18 protein-coding genes are annotated in these 22,995 nt (G+C 38.0%); 5 read left to right on the plus strand and 13 right to left on the minus strand.

Translation table 11 applies throughout. The features are described from left to right. Positions 1-91: 91 nt before the first annotated feature. The 5 genes from BM141_RS08310 to BM141_RS08330 form a co-directional block, all read right to left on the minus strand. A complete protein-coding gene (locus tag BM141_RS08310; protein WP_091543776.1) occupies positions 92-1,435 on the minus strand; it encodes a peptide MFS transporter in 1,344 nt (447 codons plus the stop codon). A gap of 111 nt (positions 1,436-1,546) precedes the next feature. Continuing rightward, positions 1,547-3,286 (minus strand): hypothetical protein, encoded by a 1,740-nt coding sequence (locus BM141_RS08315; RefSeq protein ID WP_091543779.1) that lies wholly within the window; start codon positions 3,284-3,286, stop codon positions 1,547-1,549. Positions 3,287-3,315: 29 nt separating this feature from the next. Then, positions 3,316-5,202 carry a phosphoglycerate dehydrogenase gene (serA, locus tag BM141_RS08320; protein WP_091543782.1) on the minus strand — a complete coding sequence of 629 codons (1,887 nt, stop codon included), beginning with the start codon at positions 5,200-5,202 and terminating at the stop codon, positions 3,316-3,318. A gap of 117 nt (positions 5,203-5,319) precedes the next feature. Continuing rightward, positions 5,320-5,526 (minus strand): hypothetical protein, encoded by a 207-nt coding sequence (locus BM141_RS08325; RefSeq protein WP_091543787.1) that lies wholly within the window; start codon positions 5,524-5,526, stop codon positions 5,320-5,322. Between the two features lie 27 nt (positions 5,527-5,553). After that, positions 5,554-6,186, minus strand: coding sequence for an acetyltransferase (locus BM141_RS08330; RefSeq protein ID WP_091543790.1), 633 nt, complete (start codon positions 6,184-6,186; stop codon positions 5,554-5,556). 133 nt (positions 6,187-6,319) lie between these two features. Here BM141_RS08330 and kdsA point away from each other — a divergent pair, with 133 nt between their 5' ends. Beyond that, positions 6,320-7,171, plus strand: a complete 852-nt coding sequence (kdsA, locus tag BM141_RS08335; protein WP_091543898.1) for a 3-deoxy-8-phosphooctulonate synthase — start codon at positions 6,320-6,322, stop codon at positions 7,169-7,171. A 108-nt stretch (positions 7,172-7,279) separates the two neighbouring features. Continuing rightward, positions 7,280-9,091 carry a BamA/TamA family outer membrane protein gene (locus BM141_RS08340; protein WP_177217307.1) on the plus strand — a complete coding sequence of 604 codons (1,812 nt, stop codon included), beginning with the start codon at positions 7,280-7,282 and terminating at the stop codon, positions 9,089-9,091. A gap of 84 nt (positions 9,092-9,175) precedes the next feature. Here the strand turns inward: BM141_RS08340 and BM141_RS08345 are convergent, their stop codons facing one another. Continuing rightward, positions 9,176-10,972 carry an acyl-CoA dehydrogenase family protein gene (locus tag BM141_RS08345; RefSeq protein ID WP_091543796.1) on the minus strand — a complete coding sequence of 599 codons (1,797 nt, stop codon included), beginning with the start codon at positions 10,970-10,972 and terminating at the stop codon, positions 9,176-9,178. A gap of 142 nt (positions 10,973-11,114) precedes the next feature. After that, entirely contained in the window at positions 11,115-12,005 is an 891-nt protein-coding gene (locus BM141_RS08350; RefSeq protein WP_091543798.1) for an alkaline phosphatase family protein, read from the minus strand. 157 nt (positions 12,006-12,162) lie between these two features. Here BM141_RS08350 and porU point away from each other — a divergent pair, with 157 nt between their 5' ends. Further along, the gene (gene porU / locus BM141_RS08355; protein ID WP_091543801.1) at positions 12,163-15,639 is read left to right on the plus strand and encodes a type IX secretion system sortase PorU; all 3,477 of its coding nucleotides are present in this window, start codon (positions 12,163-12,165) and stop codon (positions 15,637-15,639) included. Between the two features lie 85 nt (positions 15,640-15,724). Here the strand turns inward: porU and BM141_RS08360 are convergent, their stop codons facing one another. From BM141_RS08360 to BM141_RS08385, 6 genes are all read right to left on the minus strand, one after another. Continuing rightward, positions 15,725-16,801, minus strand: coding sequence for an iron-containing alcohol dehydrogenase family protein (locus BM141_RS08360; RefSeq protein ID WP_091543804.1), 1,077 nt, complete (start codon positions 16,799-16,801; stop codon positions 15,725-15,727). 50 nt (positions 16,802-16,851) lie between these two features. Continuing rightward, a complete protein-coding gene (locus BM141_RS08365; protein ID WP_143090850.1) occupies positions 16,852-17,280 on the minus strand; it encodes a DUF983 domain-containing protein in 429 nt (142 codons plus the stop codon). 15 nt (positions 17,281-17,295) lie between these two features. Further along, positions 17,296-17,997 (minus strand): thioredoxin domain-containing protein, encoded by a 702-nt coding sequence (locus BM141_RS08370; protein WP_091543810.1) that lies wholly within the window; start codon positions 17,995-17,997, stop codon positions 17,296-17,298. Positions 17,998-18,026: 29 nt separating this feature from the next. Next, entirely contained in the window at positions 18,027-18,635 is a 609-nt protein-coding gene (locus BM141_RS08375; RefSeq protein ID WP_091543814.1) for a NifU family protein, read from the minus strand. A 235-nt stretch (positions 18,636-18,870) separates the two neighbouring features. Next, entirely contained in the window at positions 18,871-19,791 is a 921-nt protein-coding gene (locus BM141_RS08380; RefSeq protein WP_143090851.1) for a hypothetical protein, read from the minus strand. 124 nt (positions 19,792-19,915) lie between these two features. Continuing rightward, positions 19,916-20,797: a hydroxypyruvate isomerase family protein gene (locus BM141_RS08385; protein ID WP_091543821.1), complete on the minus strand. Its 882-nt coding sequence runs from the start codon at positions 20,795-20,797 to the stop codon at positions 19,916-19,918. Positions 20,798-21,006: 209 nt separating this feature from the next. On the opposite strand from BM141_RS08385, the gene BM141_RS08390 reads away from it, so the two are divergent. Both BM141_RS08390 and BM141_RS08395 read left to right on the plus strand, forming a co-directional pair. Continuing rightward, entirely contained in the window at positions 21,007-21,840 is an 834-nt protein-coding gene (locus BM141_RS08390; RefSeq protein WP_091543822.1) for a UDP-2,3-diacylglucosamine diphosphatase, read from the plus strand. Positions 21,841-21,861: 21 nt separating this feature from the next. Further along, positions 21,862-22,911 carry a glycosyltransferase family protein gene (locus tag BM141_RS08395; RefSeq protein ID WP_091543826.1) on the plus strand — a complete coding sequence of 350 codons (1,050 nt, stop codon included), beginning with the start codon at positions 21,862-21,864 and terminating at the stop codon, positions 22,909-22,911. The last annotated feature ends 84 nt before the right edge of the window (positions 22,912-22,995 follow it).

Genomic DNA, 22,995 nt, shown 5'->3' on the forward strand with positions numbered 1-22,995 from the left:
TTCAAGAAGAATCAGTAAACTAAAAAAGCGTGCATTTATTGGCTACTGCCTTCCAAATTGCACGCTTTTTCTTTGTTATTCAGCATAAATTTTACTTTACCCCGTGCATCCACTTCCTCAGCAAAGGAGAGAGCAAGAATAAAATAAGAGAAGAAACGATAGAAACACTTACAAAAAGCAAAAAGAAATTGGAAAGAGATTGCTCTTGGGCAAATCTATCAATGAAGCCCGAAATAGCCCCTCCTAAGTAGTTGCCTAAACCTGTTGCTAAGAACCAGACACCAAACATTAGCCCTGCCAAATGTTTAGGAGAGAGCTTATTGACAAAAGAAAGCCCTACAGGAGATAAACATAACTCACCCATAGTATGCAGCAAATAAGCCAAGACAAGCCAAAGCATACTTACCGAGCCAGAAGTCGCTCCTTGTGGAATAGAACCAGCCCCTATCACTAAGGCAACAAAGCCTAAACCCAATAAAAATAGCCCTATGGCAAATTTTAAGGCTCCATTAGGATTTTTACCTACTCGCTCCAATTTTATCCATAAAATAGAAAATAAAGGAGCTAAAGTAAAGATAAAGAAGGCATTAACTGATTGGAACCAAGTAGCTGGAACTTCAAAAAAGCCCAAATCTCTATCTGTATAACGAGAGGCAAAAAGATTCATAGAAGAACCCGCTTGCTCAAAAGCTAACCAAAATATAATAGAAAAAAAGGAAAGCACAAGCACCACTATCAGCCTTTGTTTTTCTACAAGTGATAAAGGCTGTTGGGGTACAGCCTCAGCTTCTTTTGCTTTAGAAGTTTTCTGAGGAGGCAAGCCAATAGGTCCGAGCATTTTCTGCCAAGTATTCAGTATCAGTACGCCTAATACCATACCTACGCCTGCTGCACCAAATCCATAATGCCAACCTACATTTTCCCCCAAGTATCCGCAAATAATAGACCCTAAAAATGCTCCAATATTAATGCCCATGTAGAAAATCGTATAAGCAGAGTCTTTCAAAGGGCTACCATCTTCGTATAGCTGCCCCACCATAGAGGAAATATTGGGTTTGAACATTCCATTCCCCGTTACTAAAAGCACCAAACCAAAATAAAAAATAGGCACGGAACTTCCGAAAGAACCAAAACTTAAAGAGGCTTGGGCGATTGCCATGAGAATACCTCCAATAATGACCGATTTTCTGAAACCTAAGTACCTATCGGCTATGTACCCCCCCAAAAGTGTAGTCAAATAAGAAAAACCTGTGTATAAGCCATAGATTTGCCCTGATTTTTCGGTGGAGAAAGCAAAGCCGCCTTTGCTCATTTCTGAGGTAAGAAATAAAATAAGTAAGGCTCTCATGCCGTAATAACTAAATCTTTCCCACATTTCTGTAAAAAAGAGCAGGTACAAGGCACTTGGATGTTTTTGGTTGGAGGTCTGCGTCATATTTACTATAATAGTTTGGTTAAGAATGTTTTATATAATTTTTAACAATAGCCTAAATACAAATTTAGGAAAGCAAATTACATATCCTATTTTTGTATGCAAATTTTTGGTTTACTTTCTGCTATCTGTATGTCTATTTTTTAAAAATTGGAAAATAGGTTTGCTTGCCAAAGAATCCGATATAGTATAATCAGGGTTGTTTGAGTTCCTCAAAGCCTCTAAAAAAACAGGTGTATTTTTGATTCTCATAGCTCTTGGGGCTGTATCACTTCTCAATACTGCATAGTGCGAAGGTAAAGAAAAAATATTGCTCATAGCTATTAAAAGTACAAGTATAGCAAGCTTAGAACTTTTAACTAAGCGATGATTTTGAATAATTTGTATAAATAAAAGAGTTAGAATAAATAAAATTACTGTTACAGGAATAGGGTAGTAATATCGGAAATAACCTTCTTGATAAATAGCGGGGTGTCGCATTCGCATCAGCATATTGAGTAAGATGATGAATATCAAAAATAGAAAAACCAATGCACCTACTATTCCTTTTACGCTGATTGCCTGATGAGCTAAGGGATTTTCAAATGTCCAAGGAACATACTTAGCAAATGTAAAGATTAGCCAAATACCAAAAGTAAAAACCATAAAAGTAGGTACGTTCCCCAGCAAAAGTCGCCATTCTTGGAGTAAAATATCTATAGCTTCTTCAAAAAAGACAGCATCTTGGTAGTGCCACCAGTCTGTAAGCATTGACCAAGGAATTTTTTGATAAGTAAAATCGGGGTAGTAGCCGTGCAATGCAAAAATGATTTTCCCACCTAAGTAATAATTATAAAAGGTATTGAAGGCAACAGCAAACAGGCAAGAAAAAAACAACATAGCTGTATTTTTGCTTGGTGCAGATAACCACTTAAAAGCTAAGAACAAAAGTACAATGAGCATAAAAAAGAATCCTTGCCTATCTGTAAAGACAACCGCCAAACCAAGCAAAGTAATTCCCAAATATATTTTAGGAATCTGGCTTTTTAAGTCGGAATATAGATTATTTAATTTATCCGAACCAGCTAAAACTTTGTAAAGCAATATAAAATACCACACCAAGAAAAAGGAAGTACTAATCTTAGCAGAGCGATAGAAAGTAGCAGAGAAAAATATACAAGGGGCAGTCCAAAGAATAATTACGAATAGCAAACTAATAAAAGCATTGAAATTCAGATGCTTAGTACAAAAACTATAAAGCCACCAACCTATCAGCAAGGTAAAAATATAATGAGAAAGTGAATAAAAGTGAGGTATGCCTAATCCAATACACCTGTCTATAAACTGGGCATCTATGTAGTCAAAAACAAAGCTAAGTTCACGAGATTGAAAAGCACTGTTGTCCGTAACTCTAACATCAAAAATCTTTTGTAAAAAAGGCATATCCGATGATAAATAATGCCTTAAAAAGCCTATGGTGCTATTTTCCGAAGCACCATATTCTACTTCATTGTCCAAGAAGCCACCTTGTTGGTAGTAAACAGAAAAACTTACGTAAACTATTGCAATTAGGAAAAAGGAATAAGCACTGCTTGCTTTCTTTAATTTTTCAAAAATTTGCTGAGTACGGTTTTGAAAATCAACTTCTGATAGTTTTACTATGGACAAAGCAATAAATCCCATGACAAGTGAAAACTTGGTAGCCGTCAGCAACATATAAGGATAAAAAGACTGGATACTGCCATCGCCATCGCCCAAGGCTATATCAAGTAAAAATTCTGTTGCTCGGATGAGCAAAAAAGCAAAAAATAAGTAGTTACGGTACTTCAAAAGAAGTTGAAATATCGAGTAGCTATTCAGGAATTTATTGCTCATCAGTTAAAAATTTGTTTCTAACTCGTTGTTTAGTACAGCACCCTAAACTTAATAGTATGGGCTATGTTTTTCAAATCCTTAATGACCTCTTTGTTATATTCTTTATTGATGTCAGTAATTACATAACCAATAGTTTCATTGGTTTTGAGGTACTGTCCAACGATGTTGATATTATGCTTAGCCAAAATGCTGTTAATTTGTGCCAAAATACCCGACACGTTTTCGTGAACGTGCATGAGGCGATGAGCATTTTCTAACTGAGGCAGTTGAATATTAGGGAAATTTACACTTAGCAAAGAACTGCCCGTATTGATGTATTCTATGATTTTGGCAGGAACGAAGTTGGCGATGTTGTACTGTGCCTCTTGGGTGCTTCCGCCAATGTGAGGAGTAAGTATTACATTTTTAAGCCCTTGCAGTTCTGACACAAAGGGTTCTTTGTTATTCTTTGGCTCAGAAGGGAATACGTCTATTGCTGCACCTCTGATTTTCCCATTTTTTATGTATTTTACTAAGGCATTTATTTCTACTACCTCGCCTCTGGCTAAGTTCATAAAAATTACGCCGTCTTTCATCTGCTCAAAGTCGTCCTCGTCTATGAAATGTTTGTTGCTTTTTCTACCATCTATATGCACAGAAATAATGTCAGACACTTCGTATAACTCTCTCAAAGAACGGCACTTAGTTGCATTACCAATGGCTAATTTTTCTGCGGTATCATAGTAATAAACCTTCATACCCAATGCTTCTGCCAAGACAGAAAGTTGAGAGCCAATATTTCCGTAACCGATGATGCCTAAGTTTTTGCCACGAACTTCATTGCTATTAGCAGCTGATTTCTCCCATTTGCCTGCGTGCATTCCTGCATTTTTATCAGGGATATTTCGCATAAGCATTATCATTTCGCCTATAGCTAACTCCACGACACTACGCGTATTGCTATAAGGTGCGTTGAATACAGCCACCCCTTTTTCTGCACAAGCCTGTAAATCTATTTGATTTGTTCCTATCGTAAATGTGCCTACGCAAATAAGTTTATTTGCATTTTCCAATATTTTTCTTGTTACAGTAGTTTTAGAACGAATACAAAGCACAGAAACATTTTTAATTTTCTCTGCCAATTCGTTTTCATCTAAGGCAGAGTTAATAATTTCTACATTGTAGCCTTCTTCTTTGAAAATTTGCTGGGCAGATGCTTCTATATTTTCTAAAATCAGTACATTGATTCTACTTTTAGGATAAGAAATTGCCATAGGTAGCTTATGCACATACAAGAACTCATCTAAACTTGGAGCTATATGGTCGGCTTTTTCTACGACTACATCTCTTTCTACATTTTCAGTAAAAGCATAAAAACTATTTGCCAATCCCGCTTGGCGAATTTCATAATCCGTATAGCCATCACCTATCACATAGACTTCGCCTTGCAGATTCAGATTTTTGAGTAGCTTTACTTTGCCTCCATTTTCCGAGAGGGGGTTAGAAGAATCAAAACCAATGATTTTATCATTCGCATCAAATACAAACTCATTGGCATAGACGTTTTCTGGCTTTATGTCATACTCAGTAACTACAGGAATAATGAATTCCTTGAAGCCACTGGAAACTATCAGCACATCATTCGCATAATTTTCAAAAAAGATGCGGTTACGTTTGACCGAGTCAGACACTAATTCTTTAAGTCTGCTAACAAGTATCTGAAGATGTTTTTTGTGAGCTTGGAGTAGCGTAAGGCGTTCTACCAAAGATTCGCGCATGGAAACCTGCCCTGCCATGCCCCTGTCAGTAATATTTTTGATTTCCTCGATGATTTCCCACTTGTCATCACGCTCTGCCAAAGAAATCTCTGCTAACAGGTCTAAGGCTTCTACTTTGGTGAAAGTGCTGTCAAAGTCGATGATAAAATACTTTTTCATTTGTTTGTTTGGTTTGTACTTATATTTAGCCAACCAAAACCTTTGCGGTGGCTATTGAATCAGGTCGCAAAATTAAGGATTAGTTTTTCGGAAAGCACTTTTTTGAAAGAGATAATTTTATAGACCTATTTCTTCTCTTGGGATATTAAATTCTTTGGCACTGGTGCGCAAGATAGCCAATACTTCGTTGTAAGCCATCAGTTTGCCTTCTATATAGTCCAATTCTGCCTTATCCGCAAAGTTTTTCCGTTCCCTTGCTTCGTGGATATTTTCGTGAATACTAATGAGTACGTCTTGGAGATAGGCAATGAAATGTTTTTCCATAGGATTAATTTTAATATTTCTAAAATCTTACATTTTTTTAGCAGGTACGCCAAAAACAGTTTCGCCTTCAGCTACATTTTGCATGACCAAAGAACCAGCTCCTATGCGTGCATTTTTCCCAATGGTAATGCCAGCTATTATCGTTACTCCCGCCCCTATGAAAGTTCCCTCGCCAACTACTGCGCCTGCTCCTATGATAGACCCCGCCCCAACTTGTACGAAGTCATTAATTTGAGCTTCATATTCTACTACTGCTTTACAATTAAGAATGCAATGATTTCCTAATTTGGTATCTACATTCACAAACACACCTGCCGCAATCAAATTTCCATGTCCTAACTGAGCGGTAGCTGAAATATAAGATGTATCATGTATGGCATTGACAGGCATGACTTTATACTCATTAGTTAGGGTTTTTACCAAACTTTTTTTCAATCTATTGTCATCAGTGGCAATGAAAGCCTCACAATTTTTCCCCAAAATTTTTAGGAATTGCTCTTCGTCTGTACTGCCCATGACTTGGATATTGTCTATTTCTGTGCCGTGTAGTTGCTTGTTGTCATCTAAAAAGCAATACACTTCTACTTGATTCCTTTTAAAGATTTCTAAGGCTACCTTACCTAAGCCACCTGCCCCAAAAATAATGACTGGATTTTCCATAAATGATGTTTTTATTTTTGATTCTAAAATGCGCAAAGAAACTTATTTAACGACTAATCTCTTTTTGATTTTCAAAATTACTCATTTAAAAAGTTTATCTTTGTCCAATTTTTTAAAATGCAAAGTTAAAATTATGGAAAAGAAAATAGTAAAAGTGGGAGATATAGCTTGTGGTGCTGATGAATTGTTTTTGATTTCAGGACCTTGTGTCATTGAAGATGAGAAAACGATGATGGATACAGCCGAAAAACTCAAAGAAGTTTCCGAGCGCATGAATATCAAAATCATTTATAAATCCTCTTTTATGAAGGATAACCGTAGTTCTGTGGATTTTTACATGGGACCGGGATTGACCAAAGGACTGGAAATGCTGGCTCGCATTAAAAGAGAGTTCGGTTTCCCTGTGTTATCAGACATTCACTATCCCGAGCAGGTAAGCGAAGCCGCAGAGGTGCTTGATGTCATTCAGATTCCTGCTTATCTCTGTATGCAAACTACCCTCATCGTAGCAGCGGCAAAGTCTGGCAAGGTTATCAATATCAAACATGGGCAGTTCCTCGCGCCAGAGAACATGGCAAAACCTGCTCAGAAATGCGTAGATAGTGGCAACGACCAGATTATTTTGACAGAAAGAGGCTACACCTTTGGCTATAACGACCTGATAGTCGACCCAAGAAGTTTCTATCACCTCAATCGGACTGGTTTCCCAGTAGTTTTTGATATTACCCACTCTATTCGCAAATATGGTATCCCAAGTGCAGACAAAAAAGGGGGAGCGAGAGAATTTCTCCCGGTACTTTCCCGCGCGGGAGTAGCCTCTGGAGTAGATGGTATTTTTATAGAAACTCACCCTGAGCCTGCAAGAGCCTTGTGCGATGCGGCAAGCCAGCTTTGTGTATATGATTTAGAGGAGTTTCTGAAGCCTCTCATCGAGATTCATCAGGTAGAGGTCAAGTACAGAGAAAGAGCAATGGTAGAAGCATAAAGTACATATTCGCTCAAAAGAAGCCCTCACTACTTAGAGGGCTTTTGATGTCGCAGTGGATATAGTGCCAGTAAGATAAATATTTTAGGAGAAAACCTTGCTATGTCTATGAATGAACAATGTATTGACTATTGCGGGATATTTCATACCATGATAAAATCGCGCTTGTCTAATTTTCTTTGGTCTTGCATAGTAGTACTTTTCATTGCCAACTGCTCCTATGCTCAGCGATATACCTTAAAAATTCATACCCCTGAGCAGGCTATCCTTTCCAAACTGAGTTATAATACGACCTTTCAAGATTCTTTATCTGTCTATAAGACACTAAACCTACTCATTGCAGAGCTGTACAAGCAATCTTACCTTACCGCCTCCTTTGATACTGTCTTTTTTGTAGAAAGGCAAGCCCATGCTTTACTTTCCATAGGTAAGAAATATGCAATAATCCATTTACAAAAGGGAAATATAGAAGACTTTGTTATAGAGAAAGCAGGGCTGAGAAAAGATTTTTTACATAATCAAAACATAGATTTTCAGTATTTTATTAGTTTACAAGAAAAAATCCTAACCTATTGGGAAAATCACGGCTACCCTTTTGCCCAAGTCAAATTGGACTCTATCCGACTGATTGACAATCAAATCTTTGCTAATATTGATTGTGAAAAAGGAACGTATATCCGTTTTGATACCTTGCTGATAGAAGGAGAAGGGAAAGTCAAAGGAGATTTTTTGAGGAATTATTTGAAAATCAAACAAAACGAGCCTTTTAGTCAGCAAAAAGTCAAAGAAGCAGAACGACTACTCAAAGCACTGCCGTATTTGAAACTCAAAAAGCCTTTGGAAGTTGTTTTTGAATATGATAGAGCATTCATTCTCATTACTTTAGATAAAATAAAAAGTAGCCAGTTTGACGGAATTGTAGGCGTACTTCCCAACCAAGAGCAAAAAAATCGCGTGCTTGTTACAGGGCAGGTAAATCTCAACTTGGCAAATTTGTTTAGCACAGGGAAAAAACTACACTTAGAGTGGCAGAGGTTGCGCTCTGCTTCCCAGCTTTTTAATTTTGAGTATGAACACCCACAATTCTTGAAAATGAACTTTGACATCAATGCTAAGCTCAACTTGCTCAAAGAAGACACAAGTTTTCTAAATATTCGGAGAAATATACAGTTCTCTTACCAACTCACTCCTCAGCAAAAAGTAAGTTTTTTTACTGATTACCAAACTACTTCGGTAACTGATGGCTCTACCAATCAGGCAGCAGTAGGGCAGGAAAGTCAGCGATTTATCCGCTTTGCCAATACCAACTTGCTTAGCTATGGGATTAGCTATGAGTTGAATACCTTGAATGATTTTCTCAAGCCGCAAAAAGGTTGGTACATCAAAGGGCAAGTGGGTACGGGAAATAAAAAAATAAGTCCCCGCTTAGGAAGCAATCCTGCTGTAGATACAATTTTCAGAAATATTGACCTAAACAGTACCCAGTGGACGCTATCTCTTTCTATGCAAAAGTTTTTTTATACGGGTAAAAATACAAGCCTGATGCTGAAAACGGTAGGGGGAGCAATACTAAACAATCAACTCTTTATGAATGAGCTGTATCGCTTAGGCGGATTGAATTCTATTCGTGGCTTCAATCAAAACGCCTTTTATGCTTCTCATTATCTGGTCAATACTGCGGAGGCACGCCTTTATTTTGAGGAAACCTCCTATCTTTTTGCCTTTTTGGATTATGCTTATTTGTCTTACCAAATCCCCACCCAATCTTTTCAAGATGCTCCTTTGGGAGTAGGGGCAGGCATCAGTTTTGCTACTAAGGGAGGAGTTTTTAACTTTGCCTATGCTATGGGCGTTTCACAATTTCAGCAGTTTGCCGTCAATCAAGCCAAAGTACATTTTGGGTACGTGAGCAGGTTTTAAAGAAAGAAGAGAATAACAAAAAAACCTAAGGAATCGCGACCTCCTTAGGTTTTTTGGATAGAAAGTTTTGAGCATGTAAATTGCTTAGAATGGGTATTTGCCTTCTGCAATTATTGTATCAGCCACCATTCTACGCGCATTTTTTGTATTGAAAGGATTGATTTTTGTATATCGCTTCAAGCCCATAAGCAATACTTTCATTTTATCTCCTTTGGCATAAGCATTAATAGCCTCTTTCCCAGCAAATTCCAATTTGCTTACTGCCTCGGTCAAATATACTTTTGCCATGTTGATTTGGGCTTCACAAGCCGCCTCGCCGCGTATGCCTATGAGTTTTTCTGTACGCAAAATGGTAGATTCGGCTACGTAGGTTTCTATGAGCATGTCAGCTAAGTTCATCATGATTTCCTGTTCGCTTTCAAACTCTGTACCCAAAGTTTGCAGGGCATCTCCCGCCACCATGAGGATAGCTTTTTTCATATTTTTGATAACTTCTTTTTCCTCTGCAAATAAGACAGAGTTATCTACAGGGTTCATGTTAGGTACAGAGGTCAGTTCTTTGGCTACAGCCATAGCAGGTTGCATCAAATCCAGTTCTCCTTTCATAGCACGCTTCACTATCATTCCCACCAAAAGCATGCGATTGATTTCATTTGTACCTTCGTAAATCCTTGAAATTCTGGCATCTCTATACGCTCTTGCCATAGGAGCCTCTTCGGAGAATCCCATACCACCATAGATTTGCACGCCTTCATCTACTATGTAGTCAAGTATCTCAGAACCATGTACTTTCATGATAGCACACTCTATAGCAAACTGTTCTAAAGCTTTTAGCTTGGCTTCGGAGTCGGGCATTCCTTCCTCTATCAAGGCATTAATCTTGTCCTCAATGTTTTGCCCTGCACGATAAGAGGCAGACTCTGTGGCATATACTTTTATTGCCATTGCTGCTAATTTGTGTTTGATTGCGCCAAAAGTGCTGATAGACACCCCAAATTGCTTTCTTTCTTTGGCGTAGGTGGTAGCTAAGTTAATGATTTCTTTGCACCCTCCTATTACCCCCGCTCCCAGTTTGATACGTCCAATATTGAGTATATTCACAGCGATTTTAAAGCCATTGCCACGAGTGGAGAGCATATTTTCTACGGGTACTTTGCAATCATTGAAAAATACCTGACGAGTAGAAGAACCTTTAATCCCTAATTTCTTTTCCTCATCTCCAAGCGTGATTCCGCCGAAAGTCTTTTCTACAATAAAAGCAGAAAGGTTTTTGTCATCATCTATTTTAGCAAAAACAATAAACAAGTCGGCAAAACCTGCATTAGAAATCCACATTTTTTGTCCATTGATGAGGTAATGAGTCCCTTCTGCATTGAGTTTGGCTTTGGTCTTTCCTGAGTTGGCATCTGAGCCAGCGTCAGGTTCGGTCAAGCAGTAGCAACCAATCCACTCGCCTGTGGCTAATTTAGGAAGGTATTTTTGCTTTTGTTCTTCTGTTCCATAATACAAAATTGGCAAAGTACCGATGCCTGTATGCGCTCCATAAGCTGTAGAGAACGAGCCACCCTCTCCCACAATATCCGCAATCAACATAGAAGTATTAAAGCTCATACCCAGCCCGCCATATTCTTCTGGAATAGACACTCCTAACAAACCTAATTCTCCTGCTTTTTGCATTACGCTTCGCATGAAGCCTTCCTCCATGCTATCCATGCGTTGCACGTGAGGTGTTACTTCTTTGTCTATGAACTGCTTGCAGGCTTCTGCCATAGCTCTTTGCTCTTCGGTAAACTCTTCTGGAATAAAAATATCTTGTGCTTCTGTTTCTTTGATGAGAAACTCTCCACCTTTGAGGGCTTCCCTTACTGCTTCTGCTACCATAGAAATATATTGATTATGTGGTTTAAACGGATAAAATGTTATGCGTGCATACTATTATTGAACAAAGATATAAAAAAATGTTATGCGTGCATAATAATTTTACGAAAATTTTTTCTTGTCATTGGCAAATGCCATTCTCCTTTCACTCTACGGCTTCCCTTATTGCTTTTCCCGTCCAACATGCAGGAATTTTGCAATCAAGCAAGTGAGCAACAGTAGGGGCTATGTCTGCATTGCTTACTTTTTGGGTGATTTCTGTGTTTTTCTTGATACCTTTCCCAGCGATGACAAAAGGAATGGTAAGTTCCTCTATGGAAAGTTTGCCATGCCCTTTGCCCTTGCCTCCGTGGTCTGATACAATGATTAGCACAGCGTTCTCGATGATTTGTGCTTGTCTTAAACTTTGGATAACCCGTCCTATCATGCTGTCAGCTTTTTCTACTGCTTTGATATATTCTTTTGATTCCCAAGAAAACTCATGCCCTGCATGGTCGACATGGTCTAAGTGAATAAAGGTGAGAAGAGGCTTGTTGGCTAAGATATACCTTTGGGCTTCTATCAAAGTTTTGTCTTCGCCTTTGGTATCTGCTATCATAGTAGGAATCCCTTGCTCTACCAGCCTCCCAAAATCGTCCCAATCATGAAAACACGCCAAATCTGCCTCAGCATATTGCTGGCGAATGACTTTGAAAATAGTAGGGAAAGTTTCTCCTTTTTTACCTCCGCAATAGGTTTTTTCCTCAATATCTTTCCTTTTCCATGCGTTAGAGGTGATTTCATGTTCCTCTGGAGTTGCTCCCATAAGAATAGAAGCCCAATTAGGCGAACTGACAGTAGGGATAACAGATTGAGCTTGGAGCGAATAGGCGCCTACTTTCATCAAAGAATCTAAAACGGGGGTATGGGCTTCTTTTACTCCCTTAGCACCAAGTCCGTCTATACCAATGATAACAATGTGCTTGTGATGGTTAGTTTGGGCAAAAATCTGTATTGCTTGGAAGGCAAGCAGTAGAAATAAGTATAGTTTTTTCATTTTATTTAGTGAGCTTAGATTATATTCACAAATAAAAGTCAAAAAGCAAACTCTTTCTAAAAACAGAGATGTATTTAATGTGAAATTTCAAGCTACTTTCAACTTTATCTTTGAATTTAACGTTTCTTGTTTGTGTTTTCAATATTAATAAACAATTATGGGATTCATCAACTTACTGCAACAACCATTTTGGGAAATAAAAAAGAATATTGGGCAAAAAAAGTATAACCTATTATTTATCTTTTCTTTCGCCTACTTTCTGCTTATATCTACAAGTATTCACGCCCAAAACCCTGTCCTCTCGCAAGGCGAGTTTTACAAAATAGCCATTTCCAAACATGGCATTTACAAAATAGACCGAGCAATGCTTACGTCTATGGGCATCAATGTCAGTAACTTAGACCCGCAAACTATTCAAATTTTTGGAAATGGAGGAGGAATGTTGCCACAAGCCAACAGTGCCTTTCGCCATACAGACTTGGTAGAAAACGATATTTTGGTCACTGGAGAGGGTGATGGCAGATTTGATGAAAATGACTATATTTTATTCTATGGGGAGGGAGCAGACCGATTTATCCCAGATGCTAATAATCAAGTTTTCAGGAGAGAGGAACACTTATATGACGATTACAACTACTATTTTTTGACTTTTGGACAAAAAAAAGGCAGGCGTATAGCTAACCGAATAGATGGCACGCAAAGCCAAGCACTTATCAATACTTTTGATGATTATATTTTTCATCAAACTCTCAAAAAAGACCGTTTTAACATGGTAGAGTCAGGACGCATTTGGTTTGGTGAAAAGTTTGATTTTCAAACAGAAATGAACTTTAATTTTGATATAGCAGGATTACTTAGTAGTTCACCTGTGAGAGTTTCGGTAGCGGTCATGGCAGGGCTAAATAGCAGTACTTCTGGAGGTTCTACTCGTACTACTTTCACTACTCTACTGAATGGTAGAGAGATAGGTACACAAAATATGCCCTCTTTGCCGTTGGGGACGTATGCAGTCAGAGGGACGATGACAGAAAATATTTTCCCTGCTAACAACGTGCAAACTACTAATAACCGACTCACTGTTCAACTCAGATACAACAAAAATGGGGAGAATAATCAAATTGGGCATTTATTGGGCTTAGGAGTGAATGCAAGCCGCAGGCTACAACTCTATGGCAATCAAACTCGTTTTCGCTCTTTTCAAAGCCTGAGATTTCAAAATATAGAATACCAAATAGATAACTTGAACAATAATGCTACTATTTGGGATATTTCTAATCCGCTCAGACCTGTCAGGCAGGATTTTACCTTAAATGGCAATACAGCGAGTTTTAGAGTAGCAAGTAGAGGTACTTTGCAGGAATTTGTACTTTTCCAAGGTACAGATTTTGATAAACCGATATTTGTTGAGAAAGTAAGAAATCAAAATTTACAGAGCTTTGAAACACCAGATTTACTCATCGTTACGCCTGAAATTTTCCTGAATGAAGCCAACCGTTTGGCAGACTTTCGCCGTACTAATGACAAATTGAAAGTACAAGTAGCCACAACTAACCAAATTTATAATGAGTTTTCTTCTGGTAAACAAGACATTAGTGCTATCAGAGATTTTATTAGGTTTTTATATAAAAAGTCTAAAAATTTAAAATATGTCTTGCTTTTTGGTGATGCTTCCTACGATTACAAAGATTACTTGCCTAATAATACCAATTTCGTTCCCACTTATCAATCAAGAGAATCTTTACACCCCTTGTTTAGCTTTTCTTCTGATGACTATTTTGGATTCTTAGAAGACAATGAGGGAGAATGGGAAGAAAGCGATAGAGGTAATCATACCTTAGATGTAGGTGTAGGTCGCCTACCTGCCAAATCAGAGCGAGAGGCAAAAGTCATGGTGGACAAACTTATTCACTATGAAAGTGTAAAAACTTTGGGCGATTGGCGAAAAAGAGTGTCTTTTGTTGCTGACGATGGCGATGGCAATGACTATCAGCTACAAGCAGAAAAGCACGCGGAGAAATTGGAAAAAGCAGACGGGGCTTTCAATATTGAAAAACTCTATATAGATGCTTTTCCCAAAGAACTTACGCCTAATGGCAAAAAATCGCCATTGGTTCGCCAAGAAATTAATCAAACTATCCAAGATGGCACATTACTGATGAATTACATTGGGCATGGAGCGATTACAGGCTGGGCTTCGGAGTCTATTTTGGACATTACCCAAGTAAGTAGTTGGCAGAACTTGGACAAACTACCTTTGTTGATGACAGCCACCTGCGAGTTTGGTCGCTTTGACCGCCCTCGCCAAACCTCAGGGGCTGAGTATGCCATGCTCAATCCTGACGGAGGGGCTATTGCTCTTGTAACTACCACCAGACCAGTATTTTCTGATGCCAACTATGTGATTAATGATGCTTTTTATGATGTAGCCTTTACTCCTTTGAATGGAGAGATGCCGAGAATAGGAGATATTCAGCGAATTACAAAAAATAATAGCTTGAGAGATGTGAACAATCGCAACTTTTCTCTTTTAGGCGACCCCTCCATGCGGCTTGCTTACCCAAAGGAAAATATAGTGATTAAATCTATTAAAAACAGTCAAAATCAGGAAGTAAGCACTTTCAAAGCCTTAGATAAAATTACTATTAGCGGGGAGGTACTTAATCAAAATAGTATAGATAACAACTTTAACGGTACACTGAGCATTACTATTTTTGATAAGCCAGCAACTGTCAAAACCTTTGGAGATGAAGCACCTACAATGACCTTCCGCAAAAAAATTCACATTCTTTTCAAGGGAACTGCCAGTGTAAAAAATGGAAAATTTGAGTTTAGTTTTATTATTCCCAAAAATATAGATTATAACTTAGGCGAGGGGAAAATCAGCCTCTATGCCCAAGATGATAGCAGAAACTTAGATGCAAGTGGGTATAAATCAGACATATTGGTAGGGGGTACAGCAAGCAATCTACTTACTGATAACCAAGCTCCACAAATGAAGCTATTTATGGACAATGAAACCTTTGTTTCTGGGGACAAAGTAAAACCTAATACTACCTTGATAGTACGACTTTTTGATGACAACGGCATTAATATCTCAGGCATGGGTATTGGGCAGGACATTACTGCCTCATTAAAAGGGGGACAGAATCAAGACCTTGTGCTAAATCGCTTTTATAGAGCCAACAAAGATGATTACAAAAGTGGAGAAATTCGCTATAACTTCCACGACTTGCCTGAGGGAAAATATACGCTTACTGTCAAAGCATGGGATACTTATAACAATTCTACTTCTCAAACCATAGAGTTTATTGTGGAAAAAGAACCTTTTACGCTTTCTAATGTTAAAACCTTTCCCAATCCATTTATAGAGGAAATTTATTTTTCTTTTAATCATAATAGACTTGGAGAGGATTTGGAGGTGGCATTAGAGGTTTATACTACCTCTGGAGCATTAGTAAAACGCATAGAAGCTTATGATTACAATGTTCGTAATGAATCAGTTACGCTTAGCTGGAATGGATTGAATGGTAGTGGTAGTGCTATCGCCCCAAGTATTTATATTTATCGTCTTGCAGTCAAAGCAATGATCTCAGGTATTTCCCAAGAGGTGAGAGGCAAAATAGTAAAGTGGTAAGTTTGGTATTTAAGCAGTTGAGGCTGTCCGAAAAGTCTAACGATTTTCCCCATATTAGGCAAGCTCTTAGGACAGCCTATTCCTCTTACATTCTGTAATACAACTCCATGATTTTATCTTGCGTAATAACCTCTTTCCAATGCTGCCCTACTGCGTGTTTCCACATGTGTTCTAAGGCATAAGCAGTTTGCGCCATTTTAGCGACTTCCTCTTCCTTCCAGTTTTTAGAAAGTCCTTTGGGAATATCCACATTATGCTTTTTGACCATTTCTTTAAACTCAATGACTGCATCTCCATAATAATCATGCAGTTCGTCAAAAGCAATGCAGTTGGCAATACCGTGTCGATAGCCAAAAACATAAGATAATCCATAAGAAAGCGCATGGCAAACACCTACTTCTGAGTAGGTTAGGCTTAGCCCGCCCATGTAAGAAGCTATCATCAGTTTCTCGTCGCCTTCTGGATTTTGCCCGTATTGGTTAAATACTTCTCTACACAAGTCTAAAGACTTCAATCCGTATGCTTTGCTAAACTCGTTGAGCATAGTACCTGTTAAAGATTCTATGCAGTGGATATAGGTATCCATACCTGTATAAAACCACTGATTTTTAGGGGCATTGGCTATCAAATCTGGGTCAAGCACTATTTGGTCAAAGACGGTATAATCGCACTTAATACCTAATTTTTTGGTAGGTCCCGTTAGTACGGCAGTCATGGAAACCTCTGCTCCTGTTCCTGCCAAAGTAGGTATGCCGATATGATAAACTCCTTGATTTTTAATCAGGTTTAATCCTTGGTACTGTTGGGCAAGCCCTTCATTGGTGAGCATCATGGAAGTAGCCTTAGCAATATCCATGACACTACCCCCCCCTATCCCTACCAAAGCTATAGGGAGCGAAGGAGAAAGTTCCCTGATATGTGCATTAAGTTGGTCTATCTGTTCGGTAGTAGGTTCGTGAGCATCTACATCTACCCAAATGAGTTGGTCTTTCCCTCGCAAAGGAATTTTATTTGCTAATGCTTTGTCTTTAAAATAATTGTCCAACAAGAACACTACATAGCTATCGTTACTTGTTCGTTTTTCAGCAAGAATACTGTCTAATTGATTAAAACTTCCTCTACCAAAGACACACTTTCCTACACTTTTAAAATTTTTATACATATTGAGTTTTTCAAGTTAAAAAAATACTAAAAATTAATTTAAACAAAACCTTAATCCTGAGCCTTTAATACTGCTGTTTCATCATATTTGGCACTTTCCCCTCCAAACCAATAAAGCATCAGCACCCTTGAGTAGCGGAAGTTGAAGGGTATCATTAGGATAGTAGCCACAATAATACTAATTACGTACATACGCACACTTGTTTCAAAACCAAAAATATTACTTAAAATATTAATACCTACAGCCACAGTAGTAAAAAGAGCAACACTAATAGCATAGCCTATATACATAGACCCTACAAAAAAGCCGGGTTCTATTTCAAACTTAAAGTTACAAACAGGGCATCTTTCATTGGTTTGGGCAAACTTAGCAATGTTGAAAGCACTATGGGGAAACATATCTCCTTGACGGCAGTGTGAGCATTTACACTGAGCAATAGATAAAAGTAGGTTGGGCTTCTTAGCGACATTCTTTTTCATTTGAAAGTGATATTTTTAATTTGTAGCAATGATTTTTTCTAATTCAGCTTTTTCTGTCAAGCCTGTTTTTTGCCAAATTACTTTTCCATTCTTATATATCAGCAGCAAAGGAATCTCTGTTACATTCAAGGCTTTGACTACAGCTTCATTCTCATCATAGTCTATTTTAAGTAAAGTTAGTTTTTCTTTGTGCGTTTCTGCTAACGCTGTTACCATAGGTAGCATTTTTTGACAGGGGGCGCACCATTTGGCATTAAAATCCACCAAGACCAGTTTGTCAGTAGCTAATTGTTTGTTAAAGTCCTCTATGCTCATACCTTGCTTTTTTACCAGAGATTCGTAAGGCTTATTGTTTCCCTTCCAAGCACTCATTCCCCCTTTCATATCGTAAACTTCTTGAAAACCTTTGGCTAACAATATCTTAGCGGCTGCTGCACTGCGACCTCCCGACAGGCAATAAACAAAAACAGGCTTGCTTTTGTCTAAACTTTGAATGATGGATTCAAACTTATCGTCAGAATAGTCTACATTCAAGGCATTTTTGAGGTGATTAGCTTTGTACTCCTCTGGGGTACGCACATCTAAGAGTTGGGCATTGGCAGTTTGAGAGAGTTTTTGCTCAAACTCATTCACATCTAACTTGCTTATTTGCTGTCCATTACCCGACTCACAAGCGAATAGGAAGATAGTTAAAATTAAAAAAGCTAAATTTTTCATGGTTATTAAAAATTATACTATAACTCGATTTAAACTCCTTCAGCAATTACCTCCTTTACTTCGGGCACCATACGTCTGAGTAAGTTCTCGATGCCTGCTTTGAGGGTAATCGTAGAGGAAGGACAGCCACTACAAGAGCCTTGCAATAGCACTTTTACACTTCCTGTATGTTCATCAAAAGAATGAAACATGATAGCCCCTCCGTCGCCTTCTACCGCAGGTCTAATGTATTCTTCTAAAATGTCTTTGATTTGGCGAACCGTAACCGAATCATTATCAGTCCCTATTTTTAAAGGCTCATCATCTTCGTCTTGTCCTAATAAGACTTCTCCTCCCTCATCTATGTATTTTTTAATATATGATTTAAGTTCGCTTAAAATCTCTTCCCATTCTATACCTTCATCTTTGGTAATAGTAATAAAATTTTTAGTGATAAAAACACGCTTTACATAACCAAAGCCAAAAAGAGCCTCTGCCAAAGGAGAGTCTGCGGTGGCACTTACATCTGCATAATCCCTAATTAGGTTTTCGTCTTTGGAGAGCATGAAATTCATGACAAATTTCATAGAGTTGGGGTTGGGGACACGCTCAGTGTAGATATTGACTTGTCGTTTATATAATTGGTTTCTGTCGTACATACGCTTTGATGTTTGAAATTTTGCAAAATTAGGACATCTTTTTCTAAAATGTCTTATTTATTGCTTAAACCAATTTTTTTTGAAAGTAGTTTGTGAAGTAGAAAATATTTAAAGCGATATGAAAGCCCTCAGAATTTATAAAATTCTGAGGATTTTTCTTAATTATTAACAATGAGCTTTTGTAAAAAATGTATAGAATAGCTTAAAAAATCCTATCTTAGGCAATAAATTTTACTTATCTCATTCTTTCAGAAAGCAATACACCAAAGGAAAAACCTGCGGTAAATCCTGAGAAATTTACTCGGATAGGCACATCAGTAATTTTAAAATTGTCAATAATATCGCCGTCTTCGTATTGGTAAGCATATTTCCAACGTTTTTCAGGGTCAGATAGTTGGAAATTGTAGCCTGCATGTATGCCAAACTTAAACTTTCTGTAACGATAATCCAACCCTACTACGCCTTGAGTAGAGAACGACCCACGCCATATATCAAGATGATTATGCCACTTATCTGAATGGATAAAATTTTCTATAAAAGTGCTATAAGGAATCTGCTCCTCCTGATGCCCAATAAACCTATGCCATGCCTGCTGAGGGATAGGCAGATTTTCGCCATTTTTCTCAATCCTCATATTTATATGGTTGGCTTGCAGTTTGCCCATGACATATAAGCGTAGGTGCTTGCTCATAATCAGATTAGAGCCTATATGTCCACTAACTTGAAAAATGCTGTTTACTTTGTGTTGAATCTGCTCATAGTTGGCAGATGGGTAAGAGGGCATGGCGAACCCCATAGCCCAATCAGCACCGACAAAAAAGTTCTTTCCCATGTAATCATAGCCCATGACTTGCCAAGAAAAAAACTGTGGAGAAGCAAGCGAAGCAAGCACATTGCCCTCGCCTGCACTTAGAGATATTTCTTGGAGAGCCAAGGAATTTACGGCATTAAAACCTGCAATATGGTAAATGTGCTTTACGTCTTTCCAATGATTGATAGGTTTAAAAACAAATTCAGTGGTATCACAGATACATTCACAACAGCACCCATGTTTATATTTGGGTTTTGGAACGGCAAGCTCTTGCTGGGCAAGCAAGGAATGAACAGAAGGTATGCTCAAGAAAATAAGTATTCCAATGGCAATAATCTTTCTCATAAGTATTACTATATTTTTCATCAAAGACAGCTTTTTTACCCCAGAGTTGCTAAAAGTCCAAATAAATTCGTGCAAAAATAAATTTATGATACCACTTATTTTGCCAAAGTTGAATGAGGAGCAACTATACATCACAAATCTTTACCCCTTGGGCAAGCGAGGCTAATTTATCCTCTTTTTTAGGGATAAACTCCTGAGCCACAAAGCCTTTAAAACCCGTTTCTGCAATAGCTTTCATAATGGCAGGGTAGTACAACTCTTGGCTTTCGTCTATCTCGTTGCGACCCGGTACGCCTCCTGTATGATAGTGAGCAATGTACTGCTGGCTTTCCCTGATAGTGCGAATTACGTCGCCTTCCATGATTTGCATGTGGTAAATGTCGTAAAGCAATTTAAAACGCTCCGAGCCAACTGCCTTGCAAAGTTCTACTCCCCACGCTGTATGGTCGCATTGGTAGTCTTTGTGGTCTATTTTACTGTTGAGCAGTTCCATGACTATCGTTACTTTTTTAGACTCAGCTAAGTTCATGATTTTTTTCAAACCTTCTGCACAGTTTTTTATGCCCTGCTCGTCGTCAAGACCTTCACGGTTTCCTGAAAAACAAATCAAATTGGTAAAACCTGCCTTAGCAGTTTCATTAATGAGGTAATCGTACAATTTGATAAGTCCTTCGTGGTTTTCTATGCGATTCCAACCTTTGGGGATACCATAACCGTCGCGAATGCCCGATACCATAGCACAGGTAAGGTCATATTTTTTTACCGTAGCAAATTCCTCTGGATTGAGCAGTTCAATAGATTGCAAGCCGATTTTCTTTGCCGCCTTGCAAAGGTCATCTAAGGGAATACTATTGTAGCACCAACGGCAAACAGAGTGATTGATTTTTCCTTTCATATTTTTTTCTAATTGATTTTCAGATGCTAATACTCTGTTAGCTAATGAATGAGTGGCTATCCCTACTACTGCTCCGCCTGCAATTTTTTTCAAAGTTTCTCTTCTTTTCATATTTCTAAAAAATTTGGATATAAAATAATGTTTTAAAAATAGTCATTTCCCATCAAAAATTTACCAAAAATCCGTTGTAAATTCCATAGCATAACAAAATATTTACACTTAATACGTTTGCAGTAACATTTTCAATACGTTAGCATAACATTGAATTTACAATCATTGTCGTACTTTGTAAAAATTTTATTTACACATAGTTAAGCGTGATGAATAACGAAAAAGTACGAAAAAGAAAGCCTGAGATTGTAGTAATTTCAGATGTCCACTTAGGAACTTTTGGGTGCAGAGCAGAGGAATTGTTAGATTACTTGCGTAGCATCAAACCTAAAATGTTGATTTTGAACGGAGATATTATTGATATTTGGCGGTTTAGTCGCAGGTATTGGGGCAAAGCACACAACGAGATTATTAGAAGGATATTGAAACTGATGATTAAAGGGACGCAGGTATATTACATCACAGGCAATCACGATGAGCTATTGAGGAGATTTCCTGAATTTCATGCAGGCAACTTTCATTTAGTCAATAAGTTAGTTTTAAACGTAGATGGGAAAAAAGTTTGGCTATTTCATGGCGATATTTTTGATGTAAGTATTACCCATGCCAAATGGTTGGCGAAGTTAGGCTCTATTGGTTACGATTTGTTGATAATGATGAATTCATTTTGTAACTTTTTCTTAACATGGTTTGGCTATCATAAAATGTCTTTTTCCAAAAAAATCAAAAATAGTGTAAAAGGAGCAATCAAGTATATCAGTGATTTTGAGCAAGTTGCGGCGGAATTGGCTATAGATAGGCAATATGATTACTTGGCTTGTGGGCATATCCACCAACCTGTAATTAGGGACATCAGCAATCATAAAGGAGAAGTAACGTATTTGAACTCAGGAGATTGGGTAGAGAACATGACTTCTTTGGAATATGAAAAAGGAGAGTGGAAAATTTTTCAATACGAGTATAAGAAGAAACAGCAAGTGGCTGATACTACTCCTGTACCAGTACAGGTGGAGATTAGAGAACAAGAAATGGTTGCCGCTTAGTTTTTTTAGGACTTTTCATTTATGAAAATATTATACGCTATACAGGCTACGGGAAACGGGCATTTGAGTAGAGCAAGAGAGATTATACCCCATCTACAACAGTTGGGGGAATTGGATTTGTTTGTAAGTGGAGATAATGCCAATGTAACTCTGCCTTACCCTGTTAAGTATAGGAGCAAAGGTTTTAGCATCTACTATAACCGTACAGGTGGTCTGGATTACTTAAAAACATTCAGAAACACCAAAACACAAAGGCTCATCAAAGAGGTAAGAGATTTCCCTATAGAGCAGTACGATTTGGTAATCAATGACTTTGAGTTTATTTCTGCCTATGCTGCTCGCCTCAAACACAAGGAAATCGTTGGTTTTGGGCACCAAGTAGCTTTTCATTCTACAGCTACCCCTCGCCCTAAACGGAAAAGCTATTTTGGAGAATTGGTACTAAAGCACTATGCCCCTTGCCATTATGGCTTAGGTTTGCATTTTGACGAGTTTGATGATTTTATCAAAAAACCCATCATTAGAAGTGAGGTCAGGAATTTAGATGTAAAAGAGCTGGGGCATTACACTGTTTATTTAGGGCATTACGAAGACAAAGAAGTTATCAAATACCTCAAAAAAGTAAAAGATGCGGAGTTCCACCTCTTTTCAAAGTCAGCAAAAGAAATAGATAAGTATAAGAATATCAAAATTTTACCTATCAATAACGAACTTTACTTGGAAAGTTTGGCAGGTTGCGAAGGACTAATTACAGGAGCGGGATTTGAAGCTCCTGCGGAAGCCATGTTTTTAGGAAAAAAAGTCATGGCTCTGCCCATTCGGGGGCAGTACGAACAACTCTGCAATGCTAAGGCTTTGAAAGAGATAGGGATTACCGTAGTAAAGAAAATAAATGAGAAATTTCCTTTAAAACTTCACAATTGGATTCAAAACGTAAAACCCCTACAAATAGCTTATCCTGACCAAACAGAGGAGTTAGTCAGTCAAATTTTCACTAACAAAGAGCATCTTAAAAAGCTAAGGTCAAATAGAAAGCGAAAAAGTATTTTTCGTTGGCTTTTAAGTACATAGACAAATATAAAATCGCATTATTGCATTTTTACCTACTCATTGCTTGCATAGGCTAAGTTTCTTGGTCTATTTCATCTGCTGGTT

This window comes from Thermoflexibacter ruber, assembly GCF_900113045.1.
Classification (GTDB): Bacteria; Bacteroidota; Bacteroidia; order Cytophagales; family Thermoflexibacteraceae; genus Thermoflexibacter; species Thermoflexibacter ruber.

What these genes read in the sequence shown, in the direction of transcription:
- BM141_RS08380 (WP_143090851.1), bottom strand. Translation starts at nt 19,791, where the DNA reads ATGAGAAAGATTATTGCCATTGGAATACTTATTTTCTTGAGCATACCT.
- BM141_RS08345 (WP_091543796.1), bottom strand. Translation starts at nt 10,972, where the DNA reads ATGGTAGCAGAAGCAGTAAGGGAAGCCCTCAAAGGTGGAGAGTTTCTC.
- serA (WP_091543782.1), bottom strand. Translation starts at nt 5,202, where the DNA reads ATGAAAAAGTATTTTATCATCGACTTTGACAGCACTTTCACCAAAGTA.
- BM141_RS08325 (WP_091543787.1), bottom strand. Translation starts at nt 5,526, where the DNA reads ATGGAAAAACATTTCATTGCCTATCTCCAAGACGTACTCATTAGTATT.
- BM141_RS08365 (WP_143090850.1), bottom strand. Translation starts at nt 17,280, where the DNA reads ATGAAAAAGAATGTCGCTAAGAAGCCCAACCTACTTTTATCTATTGCT.
- BM141_RS08375 (WP_091543814.1), bottom strand. Translation starts at nt 18,635, where the DNA reads ATGTACGACAGAAACCAATTATATAAACGACAAGTCAATATCTACACT.
- porU (WP_091543801.1), top strand. Translation starts at nt 12,163, where the DNA reads ATGGGATTCATCAACTTACTGCAACAACCATTTTGGGAAATAAAAAAG.
- BM141_RS08370 (WP_091543810.1), bottom strand. Translation starts at nt 17,997, where the DNA reads ATGAAAAATTTAGCTTTTTTAATTTTAACTATCTTCCTATTCGCTTGT.
- BM141_RS08350 (WP_091543798.1), bottom strand. Translation starts at nt 12,005, where the DNA reads ATGAAAAAACTATACTTATTTCTACTGCTTGCCTTCCAAGCAATACAG.
- BM141_RS08395 (WP_091543826.1), top strand. Translation starts at nt 21,862, where the DNA reads ATGAAAATATTATACGCTATACAGGCTACGGGAAACGGGCATTTGAGT.
- BM141_RS08360 (WP_091543804.1), bottom strand. Translation starts at nt 16,801, where the DNA reads ATGTATAAAAATTTTAAAAGTGTAGGAAAGTGTGTCTTTGGTAGAGGA.
- BM141_RS08385 (WP_091543821.1), bottom strand. Translation starts at nt 20,797, where the DNA reads ATGAAAAGAAGAGAAACTTTGAAAAAAATTGCAGGCGGAGCAGTAGTA.
- BM141_RS08315 (WP_091543779.1), bottom strand. Translation starts at nt 3,286, where the DNA reads ATGAGCAATAAATTCCTGAATAGCTACTCGATATTTCAACTTCTTTTG.
- kdsA (WP_091543898.1), top strand. Translation starts at nt 6,320, where the DNA reads ATGGAAAAGAAAATAGTAAAAGTGGGAGATATAGCTTGTGGTGCTGAT.
- BM141_RS08390 (WP_091543822.1), top strand. Translation starts at nt 21,007, where the DNA reads ATGAATAACGAAAAAGTACGAAAAAGAAAGCCTGAGATTGTAGTAATT.
- BM141_RS08310 (WP_091543776.1), bottom strand. Translation starts at nt 1,435, where the DNA reads ATGACGCAGACCTCCAACCAAAAACATCCAAGTGCCTTGTACCTGCTC.
- BM141_RS08340 (WP_177217307.1), top strand. Translation starts at nt 7,280, where the DNA reads ATGAATGAACAATGTATTGACTATTGCGGGATATTTCATACCATGATA.
- BM141_RS08330 (WP_091543790.1), bottom strand. Translation starts at nt 6,186, where the DNA reads ATGGAAAATCCAGTCATTATTTTTGGGGCAGGTGGCTTAGGTAAGGTA.